Genomic DNA, 25,759 nt, shown 5'->3' with positions numbered 1-25,759 from the left:
TAGCTGCCCAGTCCCGGAGGGCCAAGCGGTGAAGGTCACACCCCCGGAGGTGCCGTCGACCCCCGGGGCGTCAGCACCGGCGTCGGCACCGGGTGCGATCCCGGCCCCGCCCCCGTGACCACCCCGAACAGCGTCCGCGCCGCCTCCGCGCCGAAGCCGAACACGTCATGGCTCATCGCGGACAGCGTGGGGTGGGTCAGCCGGCACAGCTGCGAGTCGTCCCAGGCCAGCAGGGACACGTCCCGCGGCACGGACAGCCCCATCTCGGCCGCCACCGACAACCCCGCCACGGCCATGATGTCGTTGTCGTAGACGATCGCCGTCGGCCGGTCCGGCGGGGCGGCCGCCAGCATCGACCGGGTGGCCCGCGCCCCCGCCTCCCCGGAGTAGTCCGTCGCGACCTGCCACGCCCCGGCCAGCCCCAGACTCCGCGCCGCCCCGTCGAACGCGGCCGCCCGGATCACCGTGTGCCCGAGCGCGGCGGCGCCCCCCACCCGGGCGATCCGGCGGTGCCCCAGCGCGGCGAGATACCGCACGGCCTCCGTCACGGCGGTGGCGTCGTCCGTCCACACGGACGTCAGGGAGCCGGTCAGCGAGGGCTGCCCCACGGCCACCACCGGCATCCCCAGCCGCTCGACCGCCGCCACCCGGGGATCGTCGGCCCGGAAGTCCACCAGGATCGACCCGCCGACCTGCCGCCCCCGCCACCAGGACTCCTGGATCGCGACCTCCTCCTCCACCGTCCGCACCAGCCGCAGCAGCAGCGAGCAGGAGTGCTCGGTCAGCACGCTCTCCACCCCGGAGACGAACTCCATGTAGAACGGCTCCAGGCCCAGCATCCGGGCCGGCCGGCAGATCGCCAGCCCCACCACGTCCACGCGCGAGCCGGCCAGCGACCGCGCGGTCAGGTTCGGCTCCCAGCCCAGCTCCCGCGCCGCCGCGAAGATGCGGTCCCGGGTCGCCTCCGACAGCCCCGGCTTGCGGTTGAAGGCGAGCGAGACCGCGCCCTTGGACACACCGGCGCGCGCGGCGACGTCCTTGATGGTGACGCGGGAGGACGGGGAAGCTGTCATCGAGCGGGCTCCTGGCAGTACAGCGCGGCACGGGCGGCGCCGGCGTCCGGAGTCTCCCAGCCCGTGACGCCGATCGTCACCCGTTCCCCGGGAAGCAGGGTGACGAGCCCCCGGCCGGCCCGCGCCCCCGGCGCCAGCCGGTCCGCCTGGAGCAGCAGGTCCCGCACCAGGGTGCGGGCGCTCACCTCGACGCCCCCGGGGACGACGGCCACCTCGAACTCCGGGCGCGGATAGGGGATCTCCCGGTCGGGCACCGGGAAGTGCACGGCCCGCAGCCCTTCCCCGCCGTCGGCGCCCGGCACGTCGGCCACCAGGAACTCCTTCGCCCCGGCGGGCTCCAGCTCCGCCGGCACCTCCACCCCGGCCACCGTCCGCGGCTCCGCCGCGAACGCTGCGTCGGCCGTGGCGAGCACCTCCCCCTCGACGGACATCCGCCGCAGCGACACCGTTCCCGTCCACCGCCCGGCCGCCTGGTTGACGACGGCCAGCAGCAGTCCGCCGGACCGCCGCCGCACGGTGAGCAGCCGGTCGGCGTACACCCGGCGCAGCTCGTGGTAGAGCGGCTTCTCCCGCCCGTCGCCGTCGATCGCCGCCCAGGACGTCACCGGCCAGCAGTCGTTGAGCTGCCAGACGACGGTGCCCGCGCACACCGGCCAGTGCGCGCGCCAGTGCTCGATCCCGGCGGCGACCGCACGGGCCTGGTTGACCTGGGTGAGGTAGTGCCAGCGGTCGAAGTCCCCCGGCGGGACGGCGAAGTGCCGGGCGAGCCCGCGCTCCAGCTTGCCGTTGCCGTCCTCGGCCTTCTGGTGGTGCAGCATGCCGGGGGAGCCGGCCGCGAGCTCCTCCCCGGGCAGCGCCCGCCGCAGCGTGGCGTACGCGGGCGGGGCCTGCCAGCCGAACTCGGCCACGAACCGGGGCACGGTGAGCCGGTAGTCGGCCCAGTCCTCGCGGTTCCACACCTCCCACGAGTGGTGCGTGCCGTGCGCGGGATCGTTCGGGTGGTGCCGCCACGACCCCGACCAGGGACTGCCCGCCGTGTACGGCCGCGTCGGGTCCAGCTCGGCCACCACCCGCGGCAGCAGCCCGAGGTAGTACCCCTCCCCCCACGAGGCGCCGCCGAGCCGCTCCTCCCACTGCCAGTCCCGGAACCCCCACAGGTTCTCGTTGTTGCCGTTCCACAGCACCAGCGACGGGTGCGGCATCAGCCGTACGACGTTCTCCCGGGCCTCCGCCTCCACCTCGCCCCGCAGCGGCTGCTCCTCCGGGTAGGCCGCGCACGCGAACGGGAAGTCCTGCCACACCAGCAGGCCCAGCTCGTCGCAGGCGTCGTAGAAGTCCTCGCTCTCGTAGATCCCGCCGCCCCAGACCCGCACCAGGTCCACGCCGGCGCCGGCGGCCTGCCCGAGCCGCTCCCGGTAGCGCTCCCGCGTCACCCGGGAGGGGAACACGTCGTCCGGGATCCAGTTCACGCCCCGCGCGAAGAGCCGCTCACCGTTGACGACGAGCGTGAACCCGGTGCCGTGCGCGTCGGCGGAGGTGTCCAGCTCCACGGTCCGGAAGCCGACCCGCCGCCGCCACGCGTCCAGCGGGGCCGCCCCGTGATGCAGCGTCAGCTCCACCTCGTACAGCGGCTGCCCGCCGTACCCGCGCGGCCACCACAGCTCCGCGCCCGGCACCTCCACCCGTACGGCACCGGCCGTGCCCGCCACCTCGGCCCGCACCCGCCGGCCGGCCACCCGGGCCTCCAGGGTGAGCGCGGCCTCCACCCGGGTCCGCTCCACGTCGACGCGCAACTCCACGACCCCCACGCCCCCCTCCACGGTGACGAGCGGGCGCACCCGGGCGATCCGCGCCGTCGACCAGCGCTCCAGCCGCACCGGCCGCCAGATCCCCGCCGTGACCAGGGTCGGCCCCCAGTCCCAGCCGAAGGAGCAGGCCATCTTGCGGATGTACTGGTACGGCTCGGCGTAGGCGGCCGGCCGCTCGCCGACCCGTCCGCGCACGGCCTCCGCCTCGGCGTAGGCGGACCGGAACCGGACCGCCAGGGTGCCGCTCGCCCCGGTCACGTCGAAGCGGTACGAGCGGTGCATGTTCCGTACCCGGCCCAGGACCTGACCGTCCACCAGGATCTCGGCGGCCGTGTCCAGCCCGTCGAAGACCAGGTCGGTCTGCTCGTGCCCGGCCCCCGCCTCCGGCAGCCGCGTCTCGTACGTCCACTCCCGCCGCCCCACCCACCCGAGCGCGGTCTCGTTGCGGCCGAGGAACGGGTCCGGGATCACCCCCGCCGCGAGCAGGTCGGTGTGCACACACCCCGGCACCACGGCCGGGAGCGCGTCCCGACCGTGCCGCAGGATCCATCCGTCGGTGAGCGGTGTCGCCTCCAGCATGCGCACTCCCTAAACCGGTAAACCCGAGTGTTTGGGCGCCGTCCTTCATCCTTGGCGGGAATGGGACTTTACCGGTTGAGAAAGCGCTGCCAGAGTGCCGAACCAGCCAACCCGTACACGCTCCACCGACCCGTAGTACGCGCTCCACCACCCCGCACGTGCTCGTCCGTCCCGTGAACGGAGCTGATGCACATGAACCGCCGTACAGTCCTCGCCGTCGTCGCCGGAGCCGCCCTGCTGCTCCCCGGCTGCACCGGTACAGCCGGCACCTCCCAGGGCGCGGAGGCCGCGGCGCCCACCGATCCCGCGAAGGTGAGCGGCACCATCACGGTCCTCACCGTGCGCACGGACCTCGTGCAGGACGGGACGATGAAGAAGTACGCCGCCGAGTTCAACAAGACGTACCCCAAGGTGAAGGTCGAGTTCCAGGCCCTCACCAACTACGAGGCCGAGATCAAGATCCGGATGAACACGGAGGACTACGGCGACGTCCTGCTGATCCCCGGCGTGATCAAGAAGGACGACTACCCGAAGTACTTCGCCTCCCTCGGCACCGTGGCCGAGCGCTCGAAGAAGTACCGGTTCACCGACTTCACCGCCGTCGACGGCAAGGTCTACGGCCAGACCCCGGTCGGGGTGATGCCCGGCTTCGTCTACAACAAGCGGGTGTGGCGGGAGGCCGGGGTCACCGCATGGCCCACCACCTCGGCCGAGTTCCTGGCCGCCCTGAAGGCGATCAAGACGAAGACGGACGCGATCCCCTACTACACCAACTTCGCCGCCCAGTGGCCGCTGACCTCGTGGACCTCCGTCAACGGCTCGGTCAGCTGCGACCCGCAGGCCACCACGAAGCTCGCCGAGGGCGATCCGTGGGCGGCGGGCTCCGACCTGCGCACCGGCGACCGGCTGCTGTACGACATCGTCCGGCAGGGCCTCGCCGAGAAGGACCCGACGACCACCAACTGGGAGCTGTCCAAGCCGCAGTTGGCGAAGGGCGAGATCGCCACCCAGTGGCTCGGCACCTGGGCGATCGTGCAGTTCCAGGACGCCGCGAAGAAGGCCGGCGTGAACCCCGACGACATCGGCTTCATGCCCTTCCCCGCACAGGTCGACGGCACGTTCTGCGCCACCGTCGGCCCCGACTACAACCAGGCCGTCAACATCCACTCGAAGCACAAGGAGGCGGCCCGCGCCTGGATCGACTGGTTCACCGACAAGTCCGGCTACGACCGGGACAACCTGGCCATCTCCCCGCTCAAGGACGCGCCCATGCCCGAGGTGCTGACGCCGTACGAGGACGCGGGCGTGAAGCTGATCGAGCTGGACGACTCGGCGGGCGCGAAGGTCAAGCTGATCGACGACGAGTCCGAGGTCGGCATCAACAAGCCCGAGTACCGGCAGGACCTCGTCGACCTCGCGCGCGGCGCGAAGAAGGGCAGCCTGGACGACTTCCTGGCCGGCCTGGGCGAGAAGTGGACCGCGACGCAGAAGAACGTGACCGGCTGATGGCGCACACCACCGAGAGGGCGATCTCCGAGGCCGCGGCGCCGGCCTCGGAGCGCGCCGCCCCCGCACCGGCCCCGCGGCGGGCACGGGTCTGGCGGACCGTCACCCCGTGGCTGTTCCTGCTCGCCCCGCTCGCCCTCCTGATCACCTTCACCTACGCGCCGATCGCCAACATGGTCGCGTACAGCTTCACCGACTGGGACGGCGTGAGCCCCGAGCTGCACTACACGGGCACCGGGAACTACACGGAGATCTTCACCCGGGAGGACCTCTTCCAGGTGTTCTTCGTCAGCGGCTACTACCTGGCCGCCTCGGCGCTCCAGATCGTCGCCGCGCTGTACTTCGCGACGGTCCTCAGTTTCGACCTCCGCCTCCGGAACTTCTTCAAGGGCGTGCTCTTCTTCCCCTCCCTGGTCAACGGCGTCGCGATCGGCTTCGTCTTCCTGTACTTCTTCCAGGACGGCGGCACCCTCGACACGGTCCTCGGACTCTTCGGCTACCACACCGACCACGCCTGGCTGGGCACGCCGTTCTCCGCGAACACCTCGCTCGCCGGCGTCTCGGTCTGGCGCCACCTCGGCATGAACTTCGTGCTGTTCCTCGGCGCGATCCAGTCCATCCCGGGCGAGCTGTACGAGGCGTCGGAGCTGGACGGCGCGAACCGCTGGCACCAGTTCCGCCACATCATCCTGCCCGGCATCAAGCCGGTGCTGACCCTGACCGTGATCCTCTCGGTCTCCGGCTCGCTGTCCGCCTTCGAGATCCCGTACATCATGACCGGCGGGGCGACCGGCACCGAGACCTTCGTGATCCAGACCGTGAAGCTGGCCTTCCAGTTCAACAAGACGGGCCTCGCGTCGGCGGCCGCCGTGGTGCTGCTGCTGATCATCCTGGCGGTGACCTGGGTGCAGCGGCGTCTCGTCCCCGACGAGAGGGTGGACCTGGTATGACGCGCCGAGCCGTTGCCCGCGCCCTGGTGTACCTGTCGCTGGTCCTCGCCGCGGTGGTCGTCCTGCTCCCGCTGGGGGTCGTCTTCCTGACCGCGCTGAAGACCGGGAACGAGACCGCGAACGGCGGCGGGGCCCTCACCCTCCCGCGCGACCCGCTCAACTTCCACAACTACGTGACGGCGTTCAGGGACGGCGGCATGCTCACGGCCTTCGGCAACACCGCCTTCATCCTGGTGGTGTCCGTCGGCGGGACGGTCCTCATCGGCTCGATGACGGCGTACGCGATCGACCGCTTCACCTTCCGCTTCCGGAGACTGGTGGTCGCCCTCTTCCTGGTCGCCGCGCTGGTGCCCGGGGTGACCACGCAGGTGGCCACCTTCCAGATCGTCCACGGCTTCGGCCTGTTCGACACCCGCTGGGCGCCGATCGCCCTCTACCTGGGCACCGACATCGTGTCGATCTACATCTTCCTCCAGTTCGTCCGCTCGATCCCCATCTCCCTGGACGAGGCGGCCCGCCTCGACGGCGCCAACGCCTTCACCGTCTACCGGAGGATCATCCTGCCGCTGCTGAAACCGGCGATCGCGACGGTCGTGATCGTGAAGGGGATCGCCGTCTACAACGACTTCTACATCCCCTTCCTCTACATGCCCTCGCAGGATCTTGGCGTGATCTCGACGTCACTGTTCCGCTTCAAGGGGCCCTACTCGGCCCACTGGGAGACCATCTCGGCGGGAGCGGTCCTGGTGATCCTGCCGACCCTGATCGTCTTCCTCGCCCTCCAGAAGTACATCTACAACGGCTTCATGCGGGGCGCGTCCCGGTGAACCGGAAGCGGCCACGACACCTCGCGGCCGCCGTGGGCGGAAGCGGCCACGACACCTCGCGGCCGCCGTGGGACGGACGGGTCCCACGGCGGCCGGGCGTGCTCACGCGGACAGGGCCGCGACCAGCACCGGCGTCACCTGTTCGACCTGCCAGGGCCGCGCCCCGAGCGCCGACAGCGCGGCGGCGATCGACTCCCCGTCGAGCGGGGCGGGCGGTTCCCAGCAGACGCGCCGTACGGAGTCCGGCGCGACGAGGTTCTCCTGCGGCATGTTCAGCTCCTCGGCCAGGGCCGACACCGCGGCCCGCGCGGCCGACAGCCGGGCGGCGGCCGCCGGGTCCTTGTCGGCCCACGCCCGCGGCGGCGGGGGCCCCGCGACCGGCTGCCCCGGCTGCGGCAACTGCGCCTCGCTCAACGCCCTCGCCCGGTCCACGGCCGCCTGCCACTGCTCCAGCTGCCGACGCCCCATCCGGTGCCCGAACCCGTTCAGCGCGGCGAGCGCGTGCACGGTGGACGGCAGGGACAGCGCGGCCTCCACGATGGCCGCGTCCGACAGCACCTTGCCCGGCGACACGTCCCGCCGCTGCGCGATCCGGTCCCGGGTCTCCCACAGCTCCCGCACGACGCCGAGCTGCCGCCGCCGGCGCACCTTGTGCATGCCGGACGTACGGCGCCAGGGGTCCTTGCGGGGCTCGGGCGGCGGGGCCGAGGCGATCGCGTCGAACTCCTGCCGGGCCCACTCCAGCTTGCCCTGCCGGTCCAGCTCCTTCTCCAGCGCGTCACGCAGGTCGACCAGGAGCTCGACGTCCAGGGCGGCGTAGCGCAGCCACGGCTCGGGCAGCGGCCGGGTCGACCAGTCGACGGCGGAGTGCCCCTTCTCCAGGACGAAGCCGAGGACGCCCTCGACCATGGCGCCGAGGCCGACCCGCGGGAACCCGGCGAGCCGTCCGGCCAGCTCGGTGTCGAACAACCGCGTCGGCACCATGCCTATCTCGCGCAGGCAGGGCAGGTCCTGGGTGGCGGCGTGCAGCACCCACTCGGCGCCGGACAGGGCGTCGCCCAGGGCGGTCAGGTCGGGGCAGGCGACGGGGTCGATCAGCGCGGTGCCGGCGCCCTGGCGGCGCAGCTGCACCAGGTAGGCGCGCTGGCCGTAGCGGTAGCCGGAGGCGCGCTCGGCGTCGACGGCGACGGGGCCGGAACCGGCGGCGAAGGCCGCGATCACGGCGGCGAGGGAGGCCTCGTCGGCGATGACGTCGGGGACGCCCTCACGTGGTTCGAGCAGTGGTGTCGGCGCCCCGGAAACAGGTGAAGCAGTAGTTCCGCCGTCGTCCGGAGGGGCGCCTCCGGTGGTTCGCAGTGAGCTGGCTGCTGCGGTTTCTTGGGCGTCGGTCACCTGTCAAGGGTATCCGTGTGTGGACGGCGCCCGCCGACGGAACGTTCCGTCGGCGGGCGCCGCAGGGTCGTAAACCGGTCAGGTCCGCCGACCGGGACGCGCGGTCCCGGGGAGGGCTTCCGGGGGTGGTGAGGGCGCGCGGTCCCGGCCGGGGGCGGCCGGCGGGGGGAGTGGCGTGGGTCGGGGCGGCGTGGATCGTGGCGGTCGCGACGGAACGTGACGGGAAGCCGGGCGGGAGGCGTGACGGGAGTCGGGGCGCAAGCCGGGCGGGAAGCGTGACGGGGGTGCGGGGCAGGAAGCGTGATGGGGATCGGGGCGGGGATCGGGGTGGGAGGTGGGGCGGCGGACCGGGGTCAGTGGATGATCCCGGTCCGCAGGGCGACCGCCACCATGCCGGCGCGGTCGCCCGTGCCGAGCTTGCGGGCGATCCGGGCGAGGTGGCTCTTGACGGTCAGCGCGGACAGGCCCATCGAGACGCCGATGGCCTTGTTCGACTGGCCCTCGGCGACCAGCCGCAGCACCTCCACCTCGCGGCCGGACAGCTCGCGGTAGCCGCCCGGGTGGCTCGGGGCACCCGGGGGGCGGCGGTGGAGGCGGGCGGCGGCCGCGCCGATGGGGGCGGCACCGGGCCGGGTGGGGAGCCCGACGTTGGTGCGGGTGCCGGTGACGACGTAGCCCTTCACACCGCCCGCGAGGGCGTTGCGCACGGCGCCGATGTCGTCGGCGGCGGAGAGGGCGAGGCCGTTGGGCCAGCCCGCGGCGCGGGTCTCCGACAACAGGGTGAGGCCGGAGCCGTCGGGCAGGTGGACGTCGGCGACGCAGATATCCCGGGGGTTGCCGATGCGGGGACGAGCCTCCGCGATGGACGAGGCCTCGATGACATCGCGCACACCGAGCGCCCACAGGTGGCGGGTGACGGTGGAGCGGACGCGGGGATCGGCCACGACCACCATGGCGGTGGGCTTGTTCGGGCGGTAGGCGACCAGGCTTGCGGGCTGCTCGAGGAGAACGGACACCAGGCCTCCTGGGGTGCGGGACGGGGCCGGCTCGGGGGATGAAGCCGGGGGGAACCGTGCTTTCAAGGTCACAGTCGTCTTCGGCAGCGAACCCGGGGTCCTTTAGAGAATGATCACGATCTAGTGAGTAACAATCTGTCAATTCGGACACACGATCGATCATCCGAAGATCGAGTCGGTTTGGGTGGGTGCCGTATGAGATCGAAAGTGGCCGTATCGACAAAGAGACGGTCATGGAGGCGGCCGAACGAGGTACCCGGAGGTGTGATCGGCGCGGTCAGCGCGACGGCCGCCGCCGGCGCGAGTGCCGTCAGCGCGACTGCGGGCCGCGCCGCTGCGGCAGCGTCACCACCGACGCGTCCCCCGGTCCGGCCGGCGGCAGCCCCGCGACCTGGGCCAGCAGATCGCACCAGGACGCCAGGTGCCCGCCCGTGTCCGGAACCCCGCCCAGGCCCTCACGGGGCGTCCAGGAGGCCCGGATCTCGATCTGCGAGGTCGCCGGGCGCTCCGCCAGCCCGCCGAAGTAGTGCGAACTCGCCCGCGTGACGGTCCCGCTCGGCTCGCCGTACGTCAGTCCGCGCGCCTGGAGCGCGCCCGTCAGCCACGACCAGCAGACCTCCGGCAGCAGCGGGTCGACGGCCATCTCGGCCTCCAGCTCGGCCCGCACCAGGGTCACCAGGCGGAAGGTGCCGTGCCAGGCGTCGTGCCCGGCCGGGTCGTGCAGCAGCACCAGCCGGCCGTCGGCCAGGTCCTGGTCGCCGTCCACCACCGTCGCCTCCAGCGCGTACGCGTAGGGGGCGAGCCGCTGGGGGGCCGGTGTCGGCTCCACCTCGATCTGCGGCCGCAGCCGCGCGGCCCTCAGCGCGTCGACGGCGGCCCGGAAGGCCGGCGGTGCCGACCCGCCCCCGTCCCGGTCCTCCCCGTTCGCGTCGTCCATCCCGCCCGTGCCGTCCGACAGTCGTCCCTGAGCCGCAGCCATGCGGGGAAGATTAAGGGGAACGGCGGCTTCGCGCAGGGCAAGACACCCGCGCGCGGGGCCCCGGCGGGTGCGCGCTGGGCGAACAGGCGCACGGTCCGCGGGCCCGGCAGGGGGCTGCTCCGGCGGCCGCGGCGGCGTGCGAGACTTGCCGTCGTGAGCGTGAACGAGAGCCCCGCCGGCCGGCGGCCGACAGCGACGTACGACAGCCCCTTCCTCAAGGCGTGCAGGCGTGAACCCGTGCCGCACACGCCCGTGTGGTTCATGCGGCAGGCCGGGCGCTCCCTGCCGGAGTACCGCAAGGTCCGCGAGGGCATCCCGATGCTCGAGTCCTGCATGCGGCCCGAGCTGGTCACCGAGATCACCCTCCAGCCGGTGCGCCGGCACAACGTGGACGCGGCGATCTTCTTCAGCGACATCGTCGTCCCGCTCAAGGCGATCGGCCTCGACCTCGACATCAAGCCCGGCGTCGGCCCGGTCGTCGAACAGCCGGTCCGCACCCGCGCCGACCTCGCCCGGCTGCGCGACCTCACCCCCGAGGACGTCTCCTACGTCACCGAGGCGATCGGACTGCTCACCCGCGAACTCGGCCCGACCCCGCTCATCGGCTTCGCCGGCGCCCCGTTCACCCTCGCGAGCTACCTCGTCGAGGGCGGCCCCTCCCGCACGTACGAGAACGCCAAGGCGATGATGTACGGCGACCCCGAGCTCTGGGCCGACCTGCTGGACCGGCTCTCCGAGATCACCGCGGCGTTCCTGAAGGTGCAGATCGAGGCGGGCGCGAGCGCGGTCCAGCTGTTCGACTCCTGGGCGGGCGCGCTCGCCCCGGCCGACTACCGCCGCTCCGTGATGCCCGCCTCGGCGAAGGTGTTCGACGCCGTCGCCGGGTACGGCGTCCCGCGCATCCACTTCGGCGTCGGCACCGGAGAGCTGCTGAAGCTCATGGGCGAGGCCGGCGCGGACGTCGTCGGCGTCGACTGGCGCGTCCCGCTCGACGAGGCCGCCCGCCGGGTCGGCCCCGGCAAGGCGCTCCAGGGCAACCTCGACCCGACGGTCCTGTTCGCCACCACGGAGGCCGTCGAGGCGAAGACCCGCGAGGTGCTGGACGCGGCCGCCGGACTGGAGGGCCACGTCTTCAACCTCGGGCACGGCGTCATGCCCTCCACCGACCCGGACGCGCTGACCCGGCTCGTGGAGTACGTCCACACGCACACCGCCCGCTGAGTCCTAGCCGGGTCACCCGGCGCGGCGCAGGAGGACGGACAGGGCGAGCCGGGACGAGACGTCGAGCTTGCGGTAGACGCGCGACAGATGCGTCTCCACCGTGCGGGTGCTGAGGAAGAGCCGCTCGGCGATCTGGCGGGAGCGCAGCCCCGTCGCCGCCAGCTCGGCTATCTCGCGTTCGCGCTCGCTGAGCAGGGCGAGGGAGTGCGCGGTCCGGTGACGGTCGGACAGCTCGGTGCGCGTGCGGGCCACCCGCTCCTGCACGAGACGGGCCCCCGAGGTGCGGGCGACCGCCTCCGCCGAGTCCAGCCGGCTCAGGGCCGCGGCCCGGCCCTGGGCCGCGGCGAGCGCGGGCGCGCCGCTCGCCAGCGTCCAGGCGTACTGCACCGGCATGCCGGCGGAGCGGAAGGCCGCCGCGGCCGGTTCGAAGAGCGCGGCGGCCGCCTCGTGCTCGCCCTCGGCCAGGTGGAGCCGGGCGCGGGCGTCGTGCACGTAGGCCTGCTGGACCGCGAGCCCCAGTCGTCCGGCTTCCGCCTCGGCCGTCCGGACCATGCGGTGCGCGCTCTCGTGGTCACCGCACTCCAGTGCGGCCGTGGTCAGCAGGGCGAGCGCGAAGGGCCGGGAGAACGGGCGGACCAGCGGCAGCTCCTCGCCGCCCCCGTTGTCCAGCAGGGTCCGCCGGCACCCGGCGGCGTCGCCGGCGAGCAGCCGTGCCTGGGCCAGCAGACCGGTCGCGGAGGTGCTCCACCAGCTGTGGCCGGGCGGGGAGGCCGTCGTCGCCTCCTCGACGAGCGCGATCGTCTCGGCGGCGTACTGCCGGCCGTGGGACCACACCAGCGTCGTCGCGCGCATCGCCCGGGCCAGGGCCACGGCGTCCGGGGCGCCGAGGGCGTGGGCCAGGGCCTCGACCTCGCGGGCCCGTCCTTCGGAGGCGGCCAGGCGGCCGGTCCACTGCTCGACCATGGCGAGCGCGAGGAGCCGGTGCATCAGGATGGGCCGGTGGGCGTCCGATCCGGTGGCGTCCAGCCCCCGGCCGAGGTGGCGGGCGGCGTCCGCGAACCGCTCCAGGTAGAGCTCGGCGCAGCCGAGCAGGGCGAGCGTCTCCGGGATACGGCCGGCCATGGGGTCGGGCAGGGCGTCCAGGAGCCCGGCGCAGCGGGTGACCTCGGGTCCGGCTTCGGCGAGGTCACCCGAGTGGGTGGCGCAGAGCGCGGAGAGGACGCGCAGCACGGTGCGGTCCGTCCGGTCCGCCTCGCCCGGCGTCCGCGCGGCCTCCCGGAGCAGGTCACGCGCCTGGTCGTGCCGGCCGCGCACCACGTGGACCAGGCCGTACTCGATGACCAGCCCGACGGCTTCGGCCGGTAACGGATCGGGCAGCGGCCGGGGCAGCGCGTCGAGGGCGGCGCAGACCATGGCCGTCGCCTCCTCGTACCGGCCGAGCTGCCGCTCGGCGTCGGCGCAGACGGCGTGGGCCCGCAGCGACTGCCGTTCGCTCAGGTCCGCGCGGGGGTCCGCCAGCAGTTCGTGGGCGCGGGCGCGGGCCTCCTCCGGCTGCCCCGAGGCGATCAGCGCGCGGCAGCAGGCGAGTTCCAGCTCGGTGCGGGAGCCGGGGGTGCCGTCCCGGCCGGGCGGTGACTCCAGGGCCAGGCGCAGCCAGCGTGCCGCGGTCGCCGGTGCCCGCGCGGCGATGTCCGCGGCTCCTTCGGACAGGGCGCGGGCGGCGAGGGCGGCGTCGGTGCCGAGCAGGTGCTCGGCGTGGCGCGCCCGTTCGTGGGCCCGGCCGCCGCGGGCGGTGAGCAGGTCGAGGGCGCGGTGGTGGGCTCGCAGCCGGAAGGACAGACCGGCCCTCTCGTAGGCGACGTGGCCGACGACGGGATGGCGGAAGCGCAGCCTTCCGCTCCAGTCGGCCGGCCGTACCAGGTCGGCGCGCTCCAACTCTGCGAGGGCGTCGAGGGTGTCGTCCAGCCCCAGCCCCGCGACCTGGGCGACGTCCTGCGGCCGGAACGGGGAACTGAGCACGGCCGCCGCCGACAGCGCGACCGCGGCCCGCGGCGTCAGCGCGTCGACCTCGGCGATCAGCGGTTTCGCCTCGCGGAGCAGCCCGTCGGCGTCGGTTCCCGAGCGCTCGGGCCAGTGGCCGGGGTGCCAGTCCGCCGCGACGAGCAGGCGCAGGTACTGCGGATTGCCCCCGGCCGCGGCGCACACCTGACCCGCGAACCCGTCGAGCCCGGCCGGGTCGTGCGGCCCGGTGCCCTCGGGCGTGCGCCATGAGGTGAGCAGGGCGGCCACCGCCGGGGGGTCGAGGGGGCCCGGCTCGATCCGTGTCACCGTGCCGGTCCGCACCCCGTCCTCCAGCGCCTCCAGCAGTCCGGGCGGGGTCTGCCGGGGCCGGTGGGTCAGGGCGAGCACGAACGGGCCGGGCTCGGGGGAGCGGGCCAGCCGTGCGAGCGCGGCCGTCGAGCGGGGGTCGCACCCGTGGACGTCGTCGAGCACCAGGACGCCGCCCGCGGCCCACCGGGCGGGCGTCAGCCGGCCGTCCTCGTCGAACGGCTCCGGCCCGTTCCCGGCCGCCTGCGGGAAGGACCGCCGTGCCGTCCAGGCGTCGCGGAACACCTGTAACGGGGTGGGGTCCGCGCGGGCGGCACGGGCCCGGGCGACCGGGAGTCCGCGCCGCGCGGCCAGTTCCGCCAGGGCCGTGGCGAGGCGGGTCTTGCCGATGCCGGGTTCTCCGGCGATCTCCACGACCGAGCCGTGGCCGTTCCCCAGGGCCTCCACGATCCGCGCGAGCGCGGCGAGTTCGGCCTCCCGTGCCACCGGGAGTTCCCCGGCGGCCGGTACGGGCACTGCGACCATGGGTGCCGTTCCCCCTCCGTGTGCGGTCCGGCACCCACCTGGTCCGGCTCCGGCCACGAGGATCGGCCGGAACAACCGTACGGAAGTGGCGAGGCCGCTCGACTTACTTTTCTTAAGCTACCTATGCGCCTGAATACCGTATTAAACGTTCTCGGGGTTCCGTGGCTGTTTCAGTCCGGGATGTCCCAGGTGAACCGGTGCACGTGGATGCCGAAGTACGGGAAGGACTCCACCGAGCGCACGCCCGGGAGCGTGCGGACCCTGTCGTTGATGATCAGCGACAGGTCGTCCATGGTCCGGCACACGACCTCCGCGAACAGGTCGCAGGAGCCGGCCGTGGACACCAGGTAGATGACGCTGTCGATGCGCTCCAGCGCGTCGATGGTCTCCTTCAGGCCGCCGTCGACCTTGATGGCGAGCAGTGCCATGACCGGCAGTCCCAGTCTCAGCGGATCCGTCACCGCGGCGAACTGGAGCAGTCCGCGCTCCGTCAGCCGCTGCACCCGGGCCCGTACCGCCGGCGCGGACAGTCCCACCTCCTTGCCGAGGTCGGTGTACGACGCGCGGCCGTCCCGCTGGAGCAGCCGGATGAGGGTCTTGTCGACCGTGTCCAGTTCGATGGGGGCCGTCACCGATCGTCTTCCCTTCCCCGGGGCGCGTTGGGACGCGACCGTACCAAGCCGGGCGGAGCGCGTCCCGGGCCCGACCACGTGGACAAGGCGCTCGCATACCGCCCCTCGACCGTTGCCGAACCCGCCGTGCCTAACGTCACGTCCGCCGGGGCGGTGACCGTTCCGGGGCCTCTGCGGACGGACGGGGACGGCATCGTGAACGCCTCATCGCCTGGCGGCGTCAAGCTCAGCGGGATCAGGGACTTCCGGCTGCTGTGGGTCGGCGGCCTGCTGACGTCCCTGGGCGCGCAGCTGACGTCCATCGCGCTTCCCCTGCTGGTGATGCGCCAGACCGGTTCGGCCGTCCAGGCGGGCGCGGTGGGCAGTGTGGCGGTCGGAGCCCTGCTGATCAGCATGCTGCCCGCGGGGGCGCTGGTCGACGTGGTCGAACGGCGCCGGCTCATGCTGTGGTGCCAGGCGGGCAGCGCCGTCCTGGTCGGCTCGCTCGCCGCGGCCGTGGCGCTGGGGCGGTCACCGCTGGCCCTGGTGATGCTGGTGGCCGTGGCCAACGCCGTGATCGCCGGCCTCGTCGGACCCGCCTCCCTGGGGCTGCTGCGGGCCGTGGTCCCGGAGGAGCGGCTCACCGCGGCCTCGGCCCAGTTGCAGGCCAGGTCCTCGGCCGCGCGGCTCGTCGGACCGCTGGTCGGCGGGGCGTTGTTCGCCGTCCATCCGGCGCTTCCCCTCGGAGCCGAGGTCGTCGGCCTGCTGGTGTCCGTGATCTGCCTGGTGTGCGTCCGGACCCGCTCGGCGCCCGCTGCGGCGGCCGGTCCCGCGTTCAGCAGGCGGGAGTTCACCGCGGGCATGGCCTTCATCTGGCGGCGCCCGTACCTGCGCACCGTGCTGCTCGTCTTCGGGCTGGGCATGAACGCGGCGTTCAGCGCGCTGATGTTCGTCTCGCTCGCCACGGCCTCGGACGAGGGCCGGTCCGGTATCGGCGGCGGCACGGTCGTCTCCCTCACCGCCGCCGGCGCGCTGGCCGGCGCGCTGGCCGCGGCGCGCCTCCCGGCGGGCCTGCGCCCGGGACCGCTGATCGCGGGCACCTGCTGGGCCTGCGCCGCCGCCGCCCTGCTGATGACGCTCAGCCAGGACGTCTGGTACCTCGGTAGCCTGTCCGCGTTGTGCCTGGCGCTGGCGACGATCGCGGGCATCGGGTTCACCGGTTCGATGCTGCTGGCCGCGCCGGAGGGCATGGTCGGGCGGGTGCAGAGCGCCGGGGGGTTCCTCTCCTCGCTCGTCCAGCCGCTCGGTCCGCTGGCGGGCGGGGCACTGCTCTCCGTCTCGGGGCCGGGGACCACGTACGCCGTGCTGGGCGCGGTCTTCCTGCTCTGCGCCGTCCTGGTGTCGTGGGCGCGCTCCGACGACGCGGTGTCCTCTGGCGAAGCGGTGTCCTCTGGCGAAGTGGTGTCCTCCGGCGAAGCGGGCTCCTCCGACGCATCGGGCCTCTCCGGCGACGCGGTGTCCGGCGGCGTAGTGCCCTGCGGCGACGCGGTCTCCGGCGACGCGGTGCCCGCTGGCGACGCGGTGCCCGGCGCGTTCCGGCAGGAGGCTCCCGCCGCCGCCCCGCAGGGCACCGCCGGTGACCGGCAGGTCCCGTTCGGACCAGCCCCGGCGCGCGGGGCCGAGGAGCGCCACGGCTCCGGGCCGGGCTGATCCGCGGACACACCCCGCGGACACCCCCCACGGGCCGCCGGCCGGCCCGGACCACGTGCGAAGAGCCCGACGCGCCCATGGGAGAGAGCAGGATGGCAGACCCGCAGGAAGCCCTGGTCCACTGTGCCGCGGACCCCGACTGGTTCGAGACGCCGGACCGGCTCGCCGACGAGGAGACCCGCTACCCGCAGACCCGCGCGGAGGTGCCGCCGGGCTGGCGGCGCGGCGCCTACGGGCTGTGGACCACGATGACCCCGCTGAACGCCCCGCCCGTGGCACAGGGCTGGAAGATCCACCTGTCGGCGGTCCCGGAACACGCGCGAACGACCCTGGAGAAGGCCACCCGGATCCTCCTGGCCCGGAACGTCCCCTTCAAGTTCCTGCGCAGCGAGGCGGCCCTGCGGCTGGTGTCCGAGAAGTACATGAGCCGGGGCAGCAGCGGGAAGTTCGTCGCCGTGTACCCGGCGGACGACGCGCAGTTCACGGCCCTGGTCGGGGAACTCGCCGAGGCCCTCGACGGTCTGCCCGGCCCCTACGTCCTCAGCGACCTGCGGATCGGGCCGGGCCCGGTCCACGTCCGCTACGGGGCCTTCGCGGAGCAGTGGTGCACGGACGAGGACGGGACGCGGGTGCTGGCCCTGCGCACCCCCTCCGGCGACCTCGCCCCCGACGAGCGGGGCCCGGTCTTCCGGACCCCCGAGTGGGTGCGCCTGCCCCCCGTGCTGGAGCCCCACCTGGCCGCCCGGCGGAACGCCGGATGGGGCGACTTCCCGTACACCGTCCGCAGCGCCCTGCACCATTCGAACGCGGGCGGCATCTACCTCGCCGAGCACCGCGTCACCGGGGAGCGGGTCGTCCTCAGGGAGGCACGTCCGTACGGCGGCCTGGACGCCGCGCGCGACGACGCCGTGGAGCGGCTGCACCGCGAGCACCGCGCCCTGCGCCGGCTGCGGGGACTGGACTGCGTGCCGCGGGTCCACGGCGTCGCCACCGTCTGGGAGCACCTGTTCCTCGTCGAGGAGTACATCGAGGGCGAACGGCTGCTCGACGCGATGATCGAACGCTACCCGGTGCCGGGCCGCGACCAGTCGCCGCGGGCGCTCCGGGACTACGCCCGCTGGGTGGCCACCGTCACCGACGGCCTGGCCGCGGCACTGGACGCCGTCCACGGGCGGGGACTGTGCTTCCGGGACGTCCACCCGGGCAACGTCATGGTCCGTCCCGACGACTCGGTGGTGCTGGTGGACTTCGAGTACGCCACCGACCTCACGCGGCCCGACCTGCCCCGGGTGGGCGCCGCGGGGTTCGCCGCACCCGCCGGGGCCACCGGCGCGGAGGCCGACCGGTACGGTCTGTGGGCCACCTGGCTGAGTCTGCTGATGCCGATGGTGGAGACGCTGGAGCGCGACCCGGGGAAGGCCGACCGCCTGGAGGCGGTGGCACGGGAACGCTTCGGGCTGTCACCCGCCGACGGGCCGCGCCGACCCGTGATCGGCGGCGCGACGACGGCCGGCACGACGCCCCGGGGCGCGGGCCGCGACCGCGACGACCTCTTCGACGGTCCGGCACCGTGCGACGGTTCCGCCCTGTCCGACGGTCCCGCCCCGTCCGACGGTCCCGCCCCATCCGGCGGTCTGGCTACGTCCGGCGGTCCGGCTACGTCCGACGGTCCCGCCACGGACTGGCCCGCCGTCCGCGAACGGCTGCTCGCCGGCCTTCGCTCGTGCGCCACGCCCGACCGCGAGGACCGGCTCTTCCCGGCGGACCGGCGGGTCTTCGCGTCCGGCGGCCACGCGGTCGCCCACGGCGCGGCGGGGGTGCTGCTCGCCCTGCGCCGGACCGGCGCCGAGGTGAGCGAGGAGTACACCGACTGGCTGGTGGCGGCGGCCCGGCGCGCCCGCCCGGGTGCGGCACCCGGCCTGTACGACGGTCTGCACGGGACGGCCGTCGCCCTCGACGAACTCGGCCGGCGCGACGAGGCGCTGGAGGTGTTCGACCGCGCCCGCGCGGCCGGTGACCCCCGACAGGCCGGCCTCTTCGGCGGCCAGGCCGGAACGGCTCTGAGCCTCGGCCACTTCGCGGCCGTCACCGGCGACGACGCCCTGCTGGGCGCCGCGACGCGCACCGCCGACCGGCTGGACGCCCTCGTGCGCGGCGAGGCGCCGTCCGGCGTGGTGGCGCCACCGTACGCCGGACTGATGCACGGCTTCAGCGGTGCGGCCCTGCTCCAGCTGAAGCTCTACCGGACGACCGGGGAGCAGCGGCGCCTGGCCATGGCGCGCGCGGCCCTGCAACGGGACCTCGACCGCTGCGTCACGATGCGGGACGGGATCGTGCAGGTGAAACAGGGTCACCGGCACCTGCTGTACCTGGACGAGGGCAGCGGCGGCATCGCCCTGGTGGCCCGGGAGTACCTCGAACACGTCGACGACCCGCGCCTCACCGCCTTCCTGGACGCGGTGTGCCGCGGCTGTGCGTCGCACTTCGTGCGCGAGCCCGGCCTGATGCGGGGCCGGGCCGGACTGATCGCCGTGCTGGGCGGCCTGGGCGGCCCCGAGCGGCGCGGCGAGGTCGACGCGGCGGTCCGCCGGCTCGGCTGGCACGCCGTCCACCGCGACGAGGGCCTGTTCTTCCCCGGCACCGGGCTGCTGCGCCTGTCCGCGGACCTGGCCACCGGAGCGGCGGGCGTCCTGCTGGCCCTGCACACGGTGTTCGAGGGAAAGGGCGGCCTGCTGCCCCTGCTCGCCACGGGCTGACCCGCGGCGCACGGACGACGTACACACGGACGACGGCGGGTGGACGACGACGTACGGCGCGTCGACGACGACGTACGGATGACGACGTACGGACGACGTACGCACGGACGACGGCGCACGGATGACGACGTACGGACGACGTACGCACGGACGACGGCGCACGGACGACGACGCATGGACGACGACCGGAGGAGAACCCCTTGTTCGATTCGCTCGGCGAGGCCATCGCGGACGAGCAGTTCTACGCGCCGCTCGCCACGATGGCCGACCCCGGCCCCCGCTTCGCCCCCGCCCGGGTCCCGGCCGGCTGGCGCGGAACCGACCGGGACATCTGGACGGCGTGGAGCGGCCCGCGGGTCCGGCGTGCCGAACAGGGCTGGAAGATCCACGTCTCGGCGCGGCTGGAGCGCGCCCAGGAGGTCCTGGACGTGGTGGCGGACACCTGTTTCGCCGAGGACGTGCCGTTCAAGCACGTGTCGGCACGGTTCTTCTTCCTCTTCCTCCACCACAAGCACGCCCCGCGGGCGCAGTCGGGCAAGTTCTGCGCCGTCTACCCGCCCGACGACGACACCGCGCGACGCCTCCTCGGCCGGCTCGCCGACGCCCTGCACGCGGAGGACGGCACCTACGTCCTGTCCGACCGCCGCTACCGGGACTCCAGGACCGTCCACTACCGCTACGGCGCCTTCACCCGCCGCGGCCGGCTGCTGCCCGACGGCACCAGGGAACCGCTGCTGCGGGACGGCCACGGACGCGACGCCGTCGACCTGCGGCGACCGGCCTTCACCCTCCCCGACGGCATCACCGACCCCTTCGTCGCCGAGGAGCCGGCGCCGCACAGGGGCGCGATCCGGATCCGCGACTACGAAGTCCTCCAGGTGCTCCAGCCGAGCAACGCCGGAGGGGCCTACCGGGCCCGGGACACCCGCACGGGGCGCCTCGTCCTGCTCAAGGAGGCGCGCGCCCACAACGGCTACACCTGGGACGGCGCCGACGCCCGGCAGCGGCTGCGCCACGAGTACGACGTCCTGACCGCCGTCCACGAAGCCGCGCCGGGGGTGTGCCCGGAGCCGCTGGACCTGTTCACGGAGTGGGAACACGACTTCCTCGTCATGGAACACGTCGAGGGAGTCGCGCTGCGCGACTGGATCGGCCGCGGCTCGCCCGTCCTCCAGGCCGGCCGGCCCGCCGAGGACTTCGACCGGTACCACGCCGACTGCCGGCGCGTCCTCGCCTCCCTGGACGCCGCCCTCGGCCGGCTGCACGCCCTGGGGTACCGGTTCGGCGACGTCAGCCCCGGCAACGTCATCGTCACCGAGGACAAGGAAGCCCGGCTCGTCGACTTCGAGTCCGTGACGCCGGCCGACGCGGCCCCCTCCCGGATGGGCACCCCGGGCTTCGTCCCGCCCCCCGACGTGGTCGCCGCCCACCCCCTCGACCCGTTCCTCGCGGACCGCTACGGCACGGCCGCCGTCGCGCTCACCCTGCTGGCCCCCTTCCCCAACACCCCCCGGCTGACGTCGGCGAACCTCGCCCTGCTGCACCGCGACCTGGCGGCGGCGGCACCGGTGCCGGGCGACCTGTGGCGGCGGGCCACCGCCTTCCACCGGCCCGCCGCCGACACGTCCGCGGCGCTGCCCTCCCCCGCGGAGGTGGAGGCCGACCCGTCGGCCTGCCTGGCGCGGCTCGCCGAACGGACCGCGGCCGGACTGCTCGCCATGGCCGACCCCGCCCGCCCGGACTGGGTCTTCCCGCCCCCGCCCCCGGCGTTCCGCACCAACACCGTGTGCGTGGCGTACGGGACCGCCGGAGTGGTGCACGCCCTGCACCGGGCGGGCACGCCGATCCCGGACGACATCGACAAGCGGCTGCGCCGGGACGCCCTGTCCTCGGCGCGCCCGGCGGACCCGGCGGACGAACTGCCGCCCGGCCTGGAGGCGGGGCTGGCGGGCGTCGCCCGGGTCCTGGTCCGGCTGGGCCACCTCGACGAGGCGCTCGACCTGCTGCGCACCGCCGACGGCCATCCGCTGACCGCGTCGTCGGCCACGCTCGCCGGCGGACGGGCCGGGGTCGGCCTCGCCTGGCTCGCCCTGCACCGGCGCACGGGCGACGCCCACCACCTGGAGCGGGCCGCCGCCGCGGGCGACGCCCTCTCGCACACCGCCGACCTGAGGCCGGCCCTCGGTCGCCACGACGCCCGCGGACTGTTCCACGGCCGCTCCGGAGTCGCGCTCTTCCTGCACCACCTCGCCCACGACACCGGCGACGAGCGCTACCTGGCGGCGGGACGGCGCCTGCTGCACGAGGAACTGGACCGCGCGGTGGCGCTTCCCGACGGCTCCCTGTCGTTCTCCGACAACGGCGTGAACCAGCGCGTCATGCCCTACCTGGGCGCGGGCTCCGCGGGCGTCGGAACCGCACTCCTGCGCTACGTCGCGTCCACCCGGGACGAACGCTGCGCCGCGGCCCTGCCCCGCATCGTCGCCGACGCCCGCAAGGTCTGCGCGATCCGGGCGGGCCTGCACGGAGGGTTCGCCGGACTCGTCCACTTCATCGCGGACCACGCCGACCACACCGGTGCCGCCGCCGACCGCGAGGACGCGGTACGGCTCGCCACCGGGCTCCTCAAGTACGCCGTCCCGCACGGTGACGGCGTCCGCTGGCCCGGGGAGGACTCGCTCCGGTTCAGCGCCGACCTGGCCGGCGGTGGCGCCGGGGTCCTGCTGGCCCTGCACCGAGTCCTCCACGGACCGGGTGACGACTGGTTCACCCTGGAAATCCCCGAACCCACGAGAAAGTGAAGGTGGTCGACCATGACCGAGATCCTCGCCCTCCAGCAGCTCGAGACCCAGGACGAGGAGGCGGCCGTGCCCTGTTTCAGCATCTGGGCCAGCTCCTGGGTCGACATCGCGAACTAACCGGCCGCCGGAGGACAAGGAGACCTCACCATGGCGCAGATCCTCGCCTTGCAGACACTCGCCGACGACCTCGCCGACGACCTTGCCGACGACCTCGCGGAGGGCCTCCGGGCGGAAGGGAAGTACCCCTGCCTGAGCATCTTCGCGAGTCACTACTCCGAGACCCTGTGACCCCGTAGAGCACGGCTCCGCCGTGGACACCGCAGCCGGCCGCGGCCGGTGTCCACGGCTTCTACGTACGACCGCATTACGTAGTTCCTCTGATGCCCCGGACGACCGAAGTCTGTGAAGCTCTCCACGGCTTTGTGCAGCCGACGAACGCGCAGGCAGTGCAGACCCGTCCGTCCGAGAGCGAGGCGAAGAGTGGACCACGCACAGACCGCCACGGAGATGCCACGCACGGAGGTGCCGCGTACGGAGGTGCCGCGTACGGAGGTGCCGCGTACGGAGGTGCCACGCACGGAGGTGCCGCGCACGGAGGTGCCGCGCACGGAGGTGCCGCGCACGGAGGTGCCGCGCACGGTCCGGTTACCCGGTGGACGCACGGCCGCCCGCCGGCCACCGGTCGGCCGGGAGGAGGAGACGGACCGCCTGCGGCGGATCCTCGCCGACCGCTCGCCCGCGGGGCCCCGGCTGGTGCGGCTGACCGGGGATCCGGGGACCGGCAAGACCCGTCTGCTCACGGAGTGGGGGGAGCGGGCCGAGCGGGCCGGGTTCACCCTGCTCGCGGGACGGGCGTCCCCGCGGGACCGGGACCGCCCGTTCGCGCTCTTCGCGGAGCCGGTCGCCCGGCTGCTGGCGGACCCCGTACCGACGGCGGCCGTCGCCCCGGCCGACCGGACGCTCCTGCACCGATGTCTGCTGGAACCGGACCTGGCCGCCGGCCGGTCGCGGCGGGAAACGGCGGCCGGCGGGCCGGACCGGCTGCTCCACGTCATCGGCGACCTCGTGTGGGCGGCGGCACGCCACCGGCCGGTGCTGCTGAGCCTGGACGACCTGCACTGGGCGGACGACCGCTCCCTGGACCTGCTGAGCGACCTGCTGCGCCGTCCGCGGGCCGGGACGCGACTGGTCCTGGTCGGTGCCCTGCGCCCGCGTCAGGCGTCCGCACCGCTGATGGCCGCCCTCACGGACACGCACACCGCCTGCCGGGTCGACCAGGTCGCGTTGCGGCCCCTGTCCCGCGACGCGGTGGACACGCTCCTGGGACCGGCGACGCCCCCCGAGCGGCGGCGGATCCTCCACCGGGCGAGCGGCGGGAACCCCCTGTACCTGCGGATCCTGTCCCTGTCCCCGAAGGCCCCGAGGGGCGTCGACCACCCCCACGACCTCGTGCTGTCCGAGGAGGCCGCCGTGTCCGCGATGACGGCCGTCGCGCGGGAACTGGCGCCGCTCGGCACCGTGGAGACCGACGTCCTGCGGGCCGCCGCCGTGCTGGGCGACGAGTTCGAACCCGCGCACCTGGCCGTGGTGGCCGGGTGCGATCCGCCGGTCGCCGCCGCGGCCCTCGACCGGTTGGTGGCCCTGGACCTGCTGCGGGACGACCATCCGCGCGGCAGGCTGTGCCGGGCCCGGCACCCGGTCCTGCGGGCCGCCGTCCACCGCAGCATCCCCCCGGCCTGGCGCCGGGACGCGCACGCCCGCGCCGACCGGCTGCTGCGGGACACCGGCGCCGGCCCCCTGGAACGGGCCCCGCACGTCGCCCGGTCGGGGCGGATGGGGGACATGGACGCGATCCGCCTGCTGGGGGAGGCCGCTGACGGGCTCATGGACACGGACCCCGCGCTGTCCGCGTCGTGGCTGCGCACGGCGCTGAGCCTGCTCGTCGAGGACCGCGAGGGGCTGCGCGCGTCCCTCACGGCCTCCTTGGCCCGGGCCCTGGGCCTCAGCGGCCGGCTGCGCGCATGCCGGGAGCTGCTGCGGCGGACGCCCCCGGAACCGCATCGCCCCACCCGTGAGAGCGCGCGGCGTGTCGCCTTCCACGCCATGGTCGAACGCCACCTTGGCGACTACCGGGCCGCCGAGGCCCTGCTGGAGGCCGAACTGGCGCGGGTGCCGGAGGGCGCGGACGCGGTCGCCCACCCGATGCGTCTGGAACTGGCCACCGTGAGGCTGCTGTGCCGCGCCGGTCCCCGCTCGCCCGAACGGGTGGCCGAGCTGGTGGACGACGTCCTGCGCCGGACCCCGGACGGTCAGGAGCCGCAGCGCATGGCGGCCCTGGTGCGGCTGGCGCACGCCGGCGCATGCCAGGGGGACGTGACCGCCCTGAGGCGGTCCGCGGCCGAGGCGTGCGCCCTGGCCGACGCGACGGGCGACACCGTCCTCGCCGCGCACCTGGACACCGTGTGCCAGCTCGGCTGGGCCGAGGCCCTCGCGGAGCGGCACCTCGACGCGCTGCGGCACACGACCCGCGGGGTACGGCTGGCCCGTGAGACGGGACAGCTGTTCGTCCTCCCCCATCTGCAACTGGCGCACTCCTACGCCGGACTGGCCGCCGGCCGGCCCGCCGACGCGCTCCGATCCGCCGAGGAGGCCGAGGAGACCGCCCGCCTGCTGGACCGGCCGTCCGTCCTGGGCTTCGCCCTGGCCCTGAACGCCTGGGCCACCTCCCTGCTGGACGGGCCGGACGCCGCGGCGCCGCTCGCCGAGCGCGCGGTGCAGGAGGCCGGCGCCGACGGCCGGCCGTGGGGCGTCACCGCGGGAGTGCTGGCCGGCATCCGGGTCGCCCAGGGGCGTCCGGACGAGGCCCTGGACCTGGCCCGCTCCGCCGCCGAGCACAGCGGGCCTCCCGGCACCGCACGGTGCGTCAGACCGATGTGGTACGCCCTGGCGGCCGAGGCCGCGGCGGCCCGGGACCACGGTGACGGACGTGTCTGGGCCCGGCGCGCCCGGCTGGACGCCGAGGTGCTGGGACTGCCGGGCCAGCGCGGCCACGCGGCCCTCGCCGAGGCCCACACCTCGGCCGACCCGATCGGGCCGCTGCGCTCCGCGATCGGCGACTTCCGCACGGCCGGGCTCGTGGTGATGGAATGCCGGGCGGGGCTGCTGCTGTCGCGGACGCTGGCGGCCCGGGGACGGGACGAGGAGGCACTGGCCGCGGCCCGGCACGCCAAGAGGCTCGCCGAGTCGTGCGGGGCGCGCCACCTGCGACAGCAGGCCGTGGACGTCCAGCGCCGGCTGGGCGCCCGGCAGCCGCGTACGGCGCGGGAGCCGCACGGGACCGGCCCGCCGATGTCGGTCCGCGAACGCGAGATCGCGCGCCTGGTCGCGCTGGGGCTGTCCAACGGCGACATAGCCCGCGCGTTGGTCGTGTCGCCCAAGACGGTCGAGGCGCACCTCACCCGCGTCTTCCGCAAGACCGGAGTGCGGTCGAGGGCCGCCCTCATCGCCGTGATGACCTCCGAGGACACCCGCAGGGGGGCCTGAGACCGGCCGACGTCCGGTGCGGGCCGGGCACCGGGCTGCGGCGGTTCGGCTCGGCGTGACGGTGCCGACTCAGCGGCTCGGCTTGGCGTCGCGGCTCCGGCGGCTTGGCTGGGCGGCTTGGCTCGGCTTGGCGT

General features: G+C 74.4%; 16 protein-coding genes. 9 read left to right on the top strand and 7 right to left on the bottom strand.

Translation table 11 applies throughout. The features are described 5' to 3' along the window. Positions 1 to 35: 35 nt before the first annotated feature. Complete coding sequence (locus ACFYWQ_RS12270; RefSeq protein WP_389515419.1) at positions 36 to 1,073, bottom strand: LacI family DNA-binding transcriptional regulator; 1,038 nt, start codon at positions 1,071 to 1,073, stop codon at positions 36 to 38. After that, positions 1,070 to 3,460, bottom strand: coding sequence for a glycoside hydrolase family 2 protein (locus tag ACFYWQ_RS12265; protein WP_389515417.1), 2,391 nt, complete (start codon positions 3,458 to 3,460; stop codon positions 1,070 to 1,072). Before ACFYWQ_RS12265 ends, ACFYWQ_RS12270 begins: the two co-directional genes overlap by 4 nt. Positions 3,461 to 3,652: 192 nt before the next feature. On the opposite strand from ACFYWQ_RS12265, the gene ACFYWQ_RS12260 reads away from it, so the two are divergent. From ACFYWQ_RS12260 to ACFYWQ_RS12250, 3 genes are read left to right on the top strand one after another with little or no spacing between them, the layout of a single operon-like run. Continuing rightward, positions 3,653 to 4,966, top strand: a complete 1,314-nt coding sequence (locus ACFYWQ_RS12260) for an extracellular solute-binding protein (RefSeq protein ID WP_389515415.1) — start codon at positions 3,653 to 3,655, stop codon at positions 4,964 to 4,966. Next, the gene (locus tag ACFYWQ_RS12255) at positions 4,966 to 5,916 is read left to right on the top strand and encodes a carbohydrate ABC transporter permease (protein WP_389515412.1); all 951 of its coding nucleotides are present in this window, start codon (positions 4,966 to 4,968) and stop codon (positions 5,914 to 5,916) included. The genes ACFYWQ_RS12260 and ACFYWQ_RS12255 overlap by 1 nt, the downstream gene beginning before the upstream one ends. After that, the gene (locus ACFYWQ_RS12250) at positions 5,913 to 6,743 is read left to right on the top strand and encodes a carbohydrate ABC transporter permease (protein ID WP_389515409.1); all 831 of its coding nucleotides are present in this window, start codon (positions 5,913 to 5,915) and stop codon (positions 6,741 to 6,743) included. The genes ACFYWQ_RS12255 and ACFYWQ_RS12250 overlap by 4 nt, the downstream gene beginning before the upstream one ends. Before the next feature lie 102 nt (positions 6,744 to 6,845). Here the strand turns inward: ACFYWQ_RS12250 and ACFYWQ_RS12245 are convergent, their stop codons facing one another. The 3 genes from ACFYWQ_RS12245 to ACFYWQ_RS12235 form a co-directional block, all read right to left on the bottom strand. Beyond that, positions 6,846 to 8,135 carry an HRDC domain-containing protein gene (locus ACFYWQ_RS12245; RefSeq protein WP_389515407.1) on the bottom strand — a complete coding sequence of 430 codons (1,290 nt, stop codon included), beginning with the start codon at positions 8,133 to 8,135 and terminating at the stop codon, positions 6,846 to 6,848. A gap of 353 nt (positions 8,136 to 8,488) precedes the next feature. Beyond that, a complete protein-coding gene (locus tag ACFYWQ_RS12240; RefSeq protein ID WP_003993737.1) occupies positions 8,489 to 9,151 on the bottom strand; it encodes a response regulator transcription factor in 663 nt (220 codons plus the stop codon). Positions 9,152 to 9,461: 310 nt separating this feature from the next. After that, entirely contained in the window at positions 9,462 to 10,130 is a 669-nt protein-coding gene (locus ACFYWQ_RS12235; RefSeq protein ID WP_389515406.1) for a DUF3000 domain-containing protein, read from the bottom strand. A gap of 153 nt (positions 10,131 to 10,283) precedes the next feature. Here ACFYWQ_RS12235 and hemE point away from each other — a divergent pair, with 153 nt between their 5' ends. After that, entirely contained in the window at positions 10,284 to 11,351 is a 1,068-nt protein-coding gene (gene hemE / locus ACFYWQ_RS12230; protein WP_389515404.1) for a uroporphyrinogen decarboxylase, read from the top strand. 12 nt (positions 11,352 to 11,363) lie between these two features. Here hemE and ACFYWQ_RS12225 read toward each other — a convergent pair whose 3' ends face one another. Together ACFYWQ_RS12225 and ACFYWQ_RS12220 are read right to left on the bottom strand one after the other, a co-directional pair. Continuing rightward, positions 11,364 to 14,204 (bottom strand): LuxR C-terminal-related transcriptional regulator, encoded by a 2,841-nt coding sequence (locus ACFYWQ_RS12225; protein ID WP_389515403.1) that lies wholly within the window; start codon positions 14,202 to 14,204, stop codon positions 11,364 to 11,366. A 170-nt stretch (positions 14,205 to 14,374) separates the two neighbouring features. Next, positions 14,375 to 14,836 carry an Lrp/AsnC family transcriptional regulator gene (locus ACFYWQ_RS12220; protein WP_389515401.1) on the bottom strand — a complete coding sequence of 154 codons (462 nt, stop codon included), beginning with the start codon at positions 14,834 to 14,836 and terminating at the stop codon, positions 14,375 to 14,377. A gap of 195 nt (positions 14,837 to 15,031) precedes the next feature. On the opposite strand from ACFYWQ_RS12220, the gene ACFYWQ_RS12215 reads away from it, so the two are divergent. From ACFYWQ_RS12215 to ACFYWQ_RS12195, 5 genes are all read left to right on the top strand, one after another. After that, positions 15,032 to 16,525 (top strand): MFS transporter, encoded by a 1,494-nt coding sequence (locus ACFYWQ_RS12215; protein ID WP_389515400.1) that lies wholly within the window; start codon positions 15,032 to 15,034, stop codon positions 16,523 to 16,525. A 92-nt stretch (positions 16,526 to 16,617) separates the two neighbouring features. Then, positions 16,618 to 19,281, top strand: a complete 2,664-nt coding sequence (gene lanKC, locus ACFYWQ_RS12210) for a class III lanthionine synthetase LanKC (protein WP_389515398.1) — start codon at positions 16,618 to 16,620, stop codon at positions 19,279 to 19,281. 200 nt (positions 19,282 to 19,481) lie between these two features. After that, positions 19,482 to 22,082 (top strand): class III lanthionine synthetase LanKC, encoded by a 2,601-nt coding sequence (gene lanKC, locus ACFYWQ_RS12205; RefSeq protein WP_389515396.1) that lies wholly within the window; start codon positions 19,482 to 19,484, stop codon positions 22,080 to 22,082. A gap of 147 nt (positions 22,083 to 22,229) precedes the next feature. Beyond that, positions 22,230 to 22,370: a hypothetical protein gene (locus ACFYWQ_RS12200; RefSeq protein ID WP_389515394.1), complete on the top strand. Its 141-nt coding sequence runs from the start codon at positions 22,230 to 22,232 to the stop codon at positions 22,368 to 22,370. A 279-nt stretch (positions 22,371 to 22,649) separates the two neighbouring features. Then, a complete protein-coding gene (locus ACFYWQ_RS12195) occupies positions 22,650 to 25,625 on the top strand; it encodes a helix-turn-helix transcriptional regulator (RefSeq protein ID WP_389515392.1) in 2,976 nt (991 codons plus the stop codon). Positions 25,626 to 25,759: the final 134 nt, after the last annotated feature.

Origin of the sequence: Streptomyces sp. NPDC003247 (genome assembly GCF_042888135.1) — a bacterium.
Taxonomy (GTDB): domain Bacteria; phylum Actinomycetota; class Actinomycetes; order Streptomycetales; family Streptomycetaceae; genus Streptomyces.
This window is presented reverse-complemented; position numbering and strand designations above follow the sequence as displayed.

Excerpts from the sequence above, each read along its gene's own strand:
- ACFYWQ_RS12270 (WP_389515419.1), bottom strand. The coding sequence starts at position 1,073 with ATGACAGCTTCCCCGTCCTCCCGCGTCACCATCAAGGACGTCGCCGCG.
- ACFYWQ_RS12265 (WP_389515417.1), bottom strand. The coding sequence starts at position 3,460 with ATGCTGGAGGCGACACCGCTCACCGACGGATGGATCCTGCGGCACGGT.
- ACFYWQ_RS12260 (WP_389515415.1), top strand. The coding sequence starts at position 3,653 with ATGAACCGCCGTACAGTCCTCGCCGTCGTCGCCGGAGCCGCCCTGCTG.
- ACFYWQ_RS12255 (WP_389515412.1), top strand. The coding sequence starts at position 4,966 with ATGGCGCACACCACCGAGAGGGCGATCTCCGAGGCCGCGGCGCCGGCC.
- ACFYWQ_RS12250 (WP_389515409.1), top strand. The coding sequence starts at position 5,913 with ATGACGCGCCGAGCCGTTGCCCGCGCCCTGGTGTACCTGTCGCTGGTC.
- ACFYWQ_RS12235 (WP_389515406.1), bottom strand. The coding sequence starts at position 10,130 with ATGGCTGCGGCTCAGGGACGACTGTCGGACGGCACGGGCGGGATGGAC.
- ACFYWQ_RS12225 (WP_389515403.1), bottom strand. The coding sequence starts at position 14,204 with ATGGTCGCAGTGCCCGTACCGGCCGCCGGGGAACTCCCGGTGGCACGG.
- lanKC (WP_389515398.1), top strand. The coding sequence starts at position 16,618 with ATGGCAGACCCGCAGGAAGCCCTGGTCCACTGTGCCGCGGACCCCGAC.
- ACFYWQ_RS12200 (WP_389515394.1), top strand. The coding sequence starts at position 22,230 with ATGGCGCAGATCCTCGCCTTGCAGACACTCGCCGACGACCTCGCCGAC.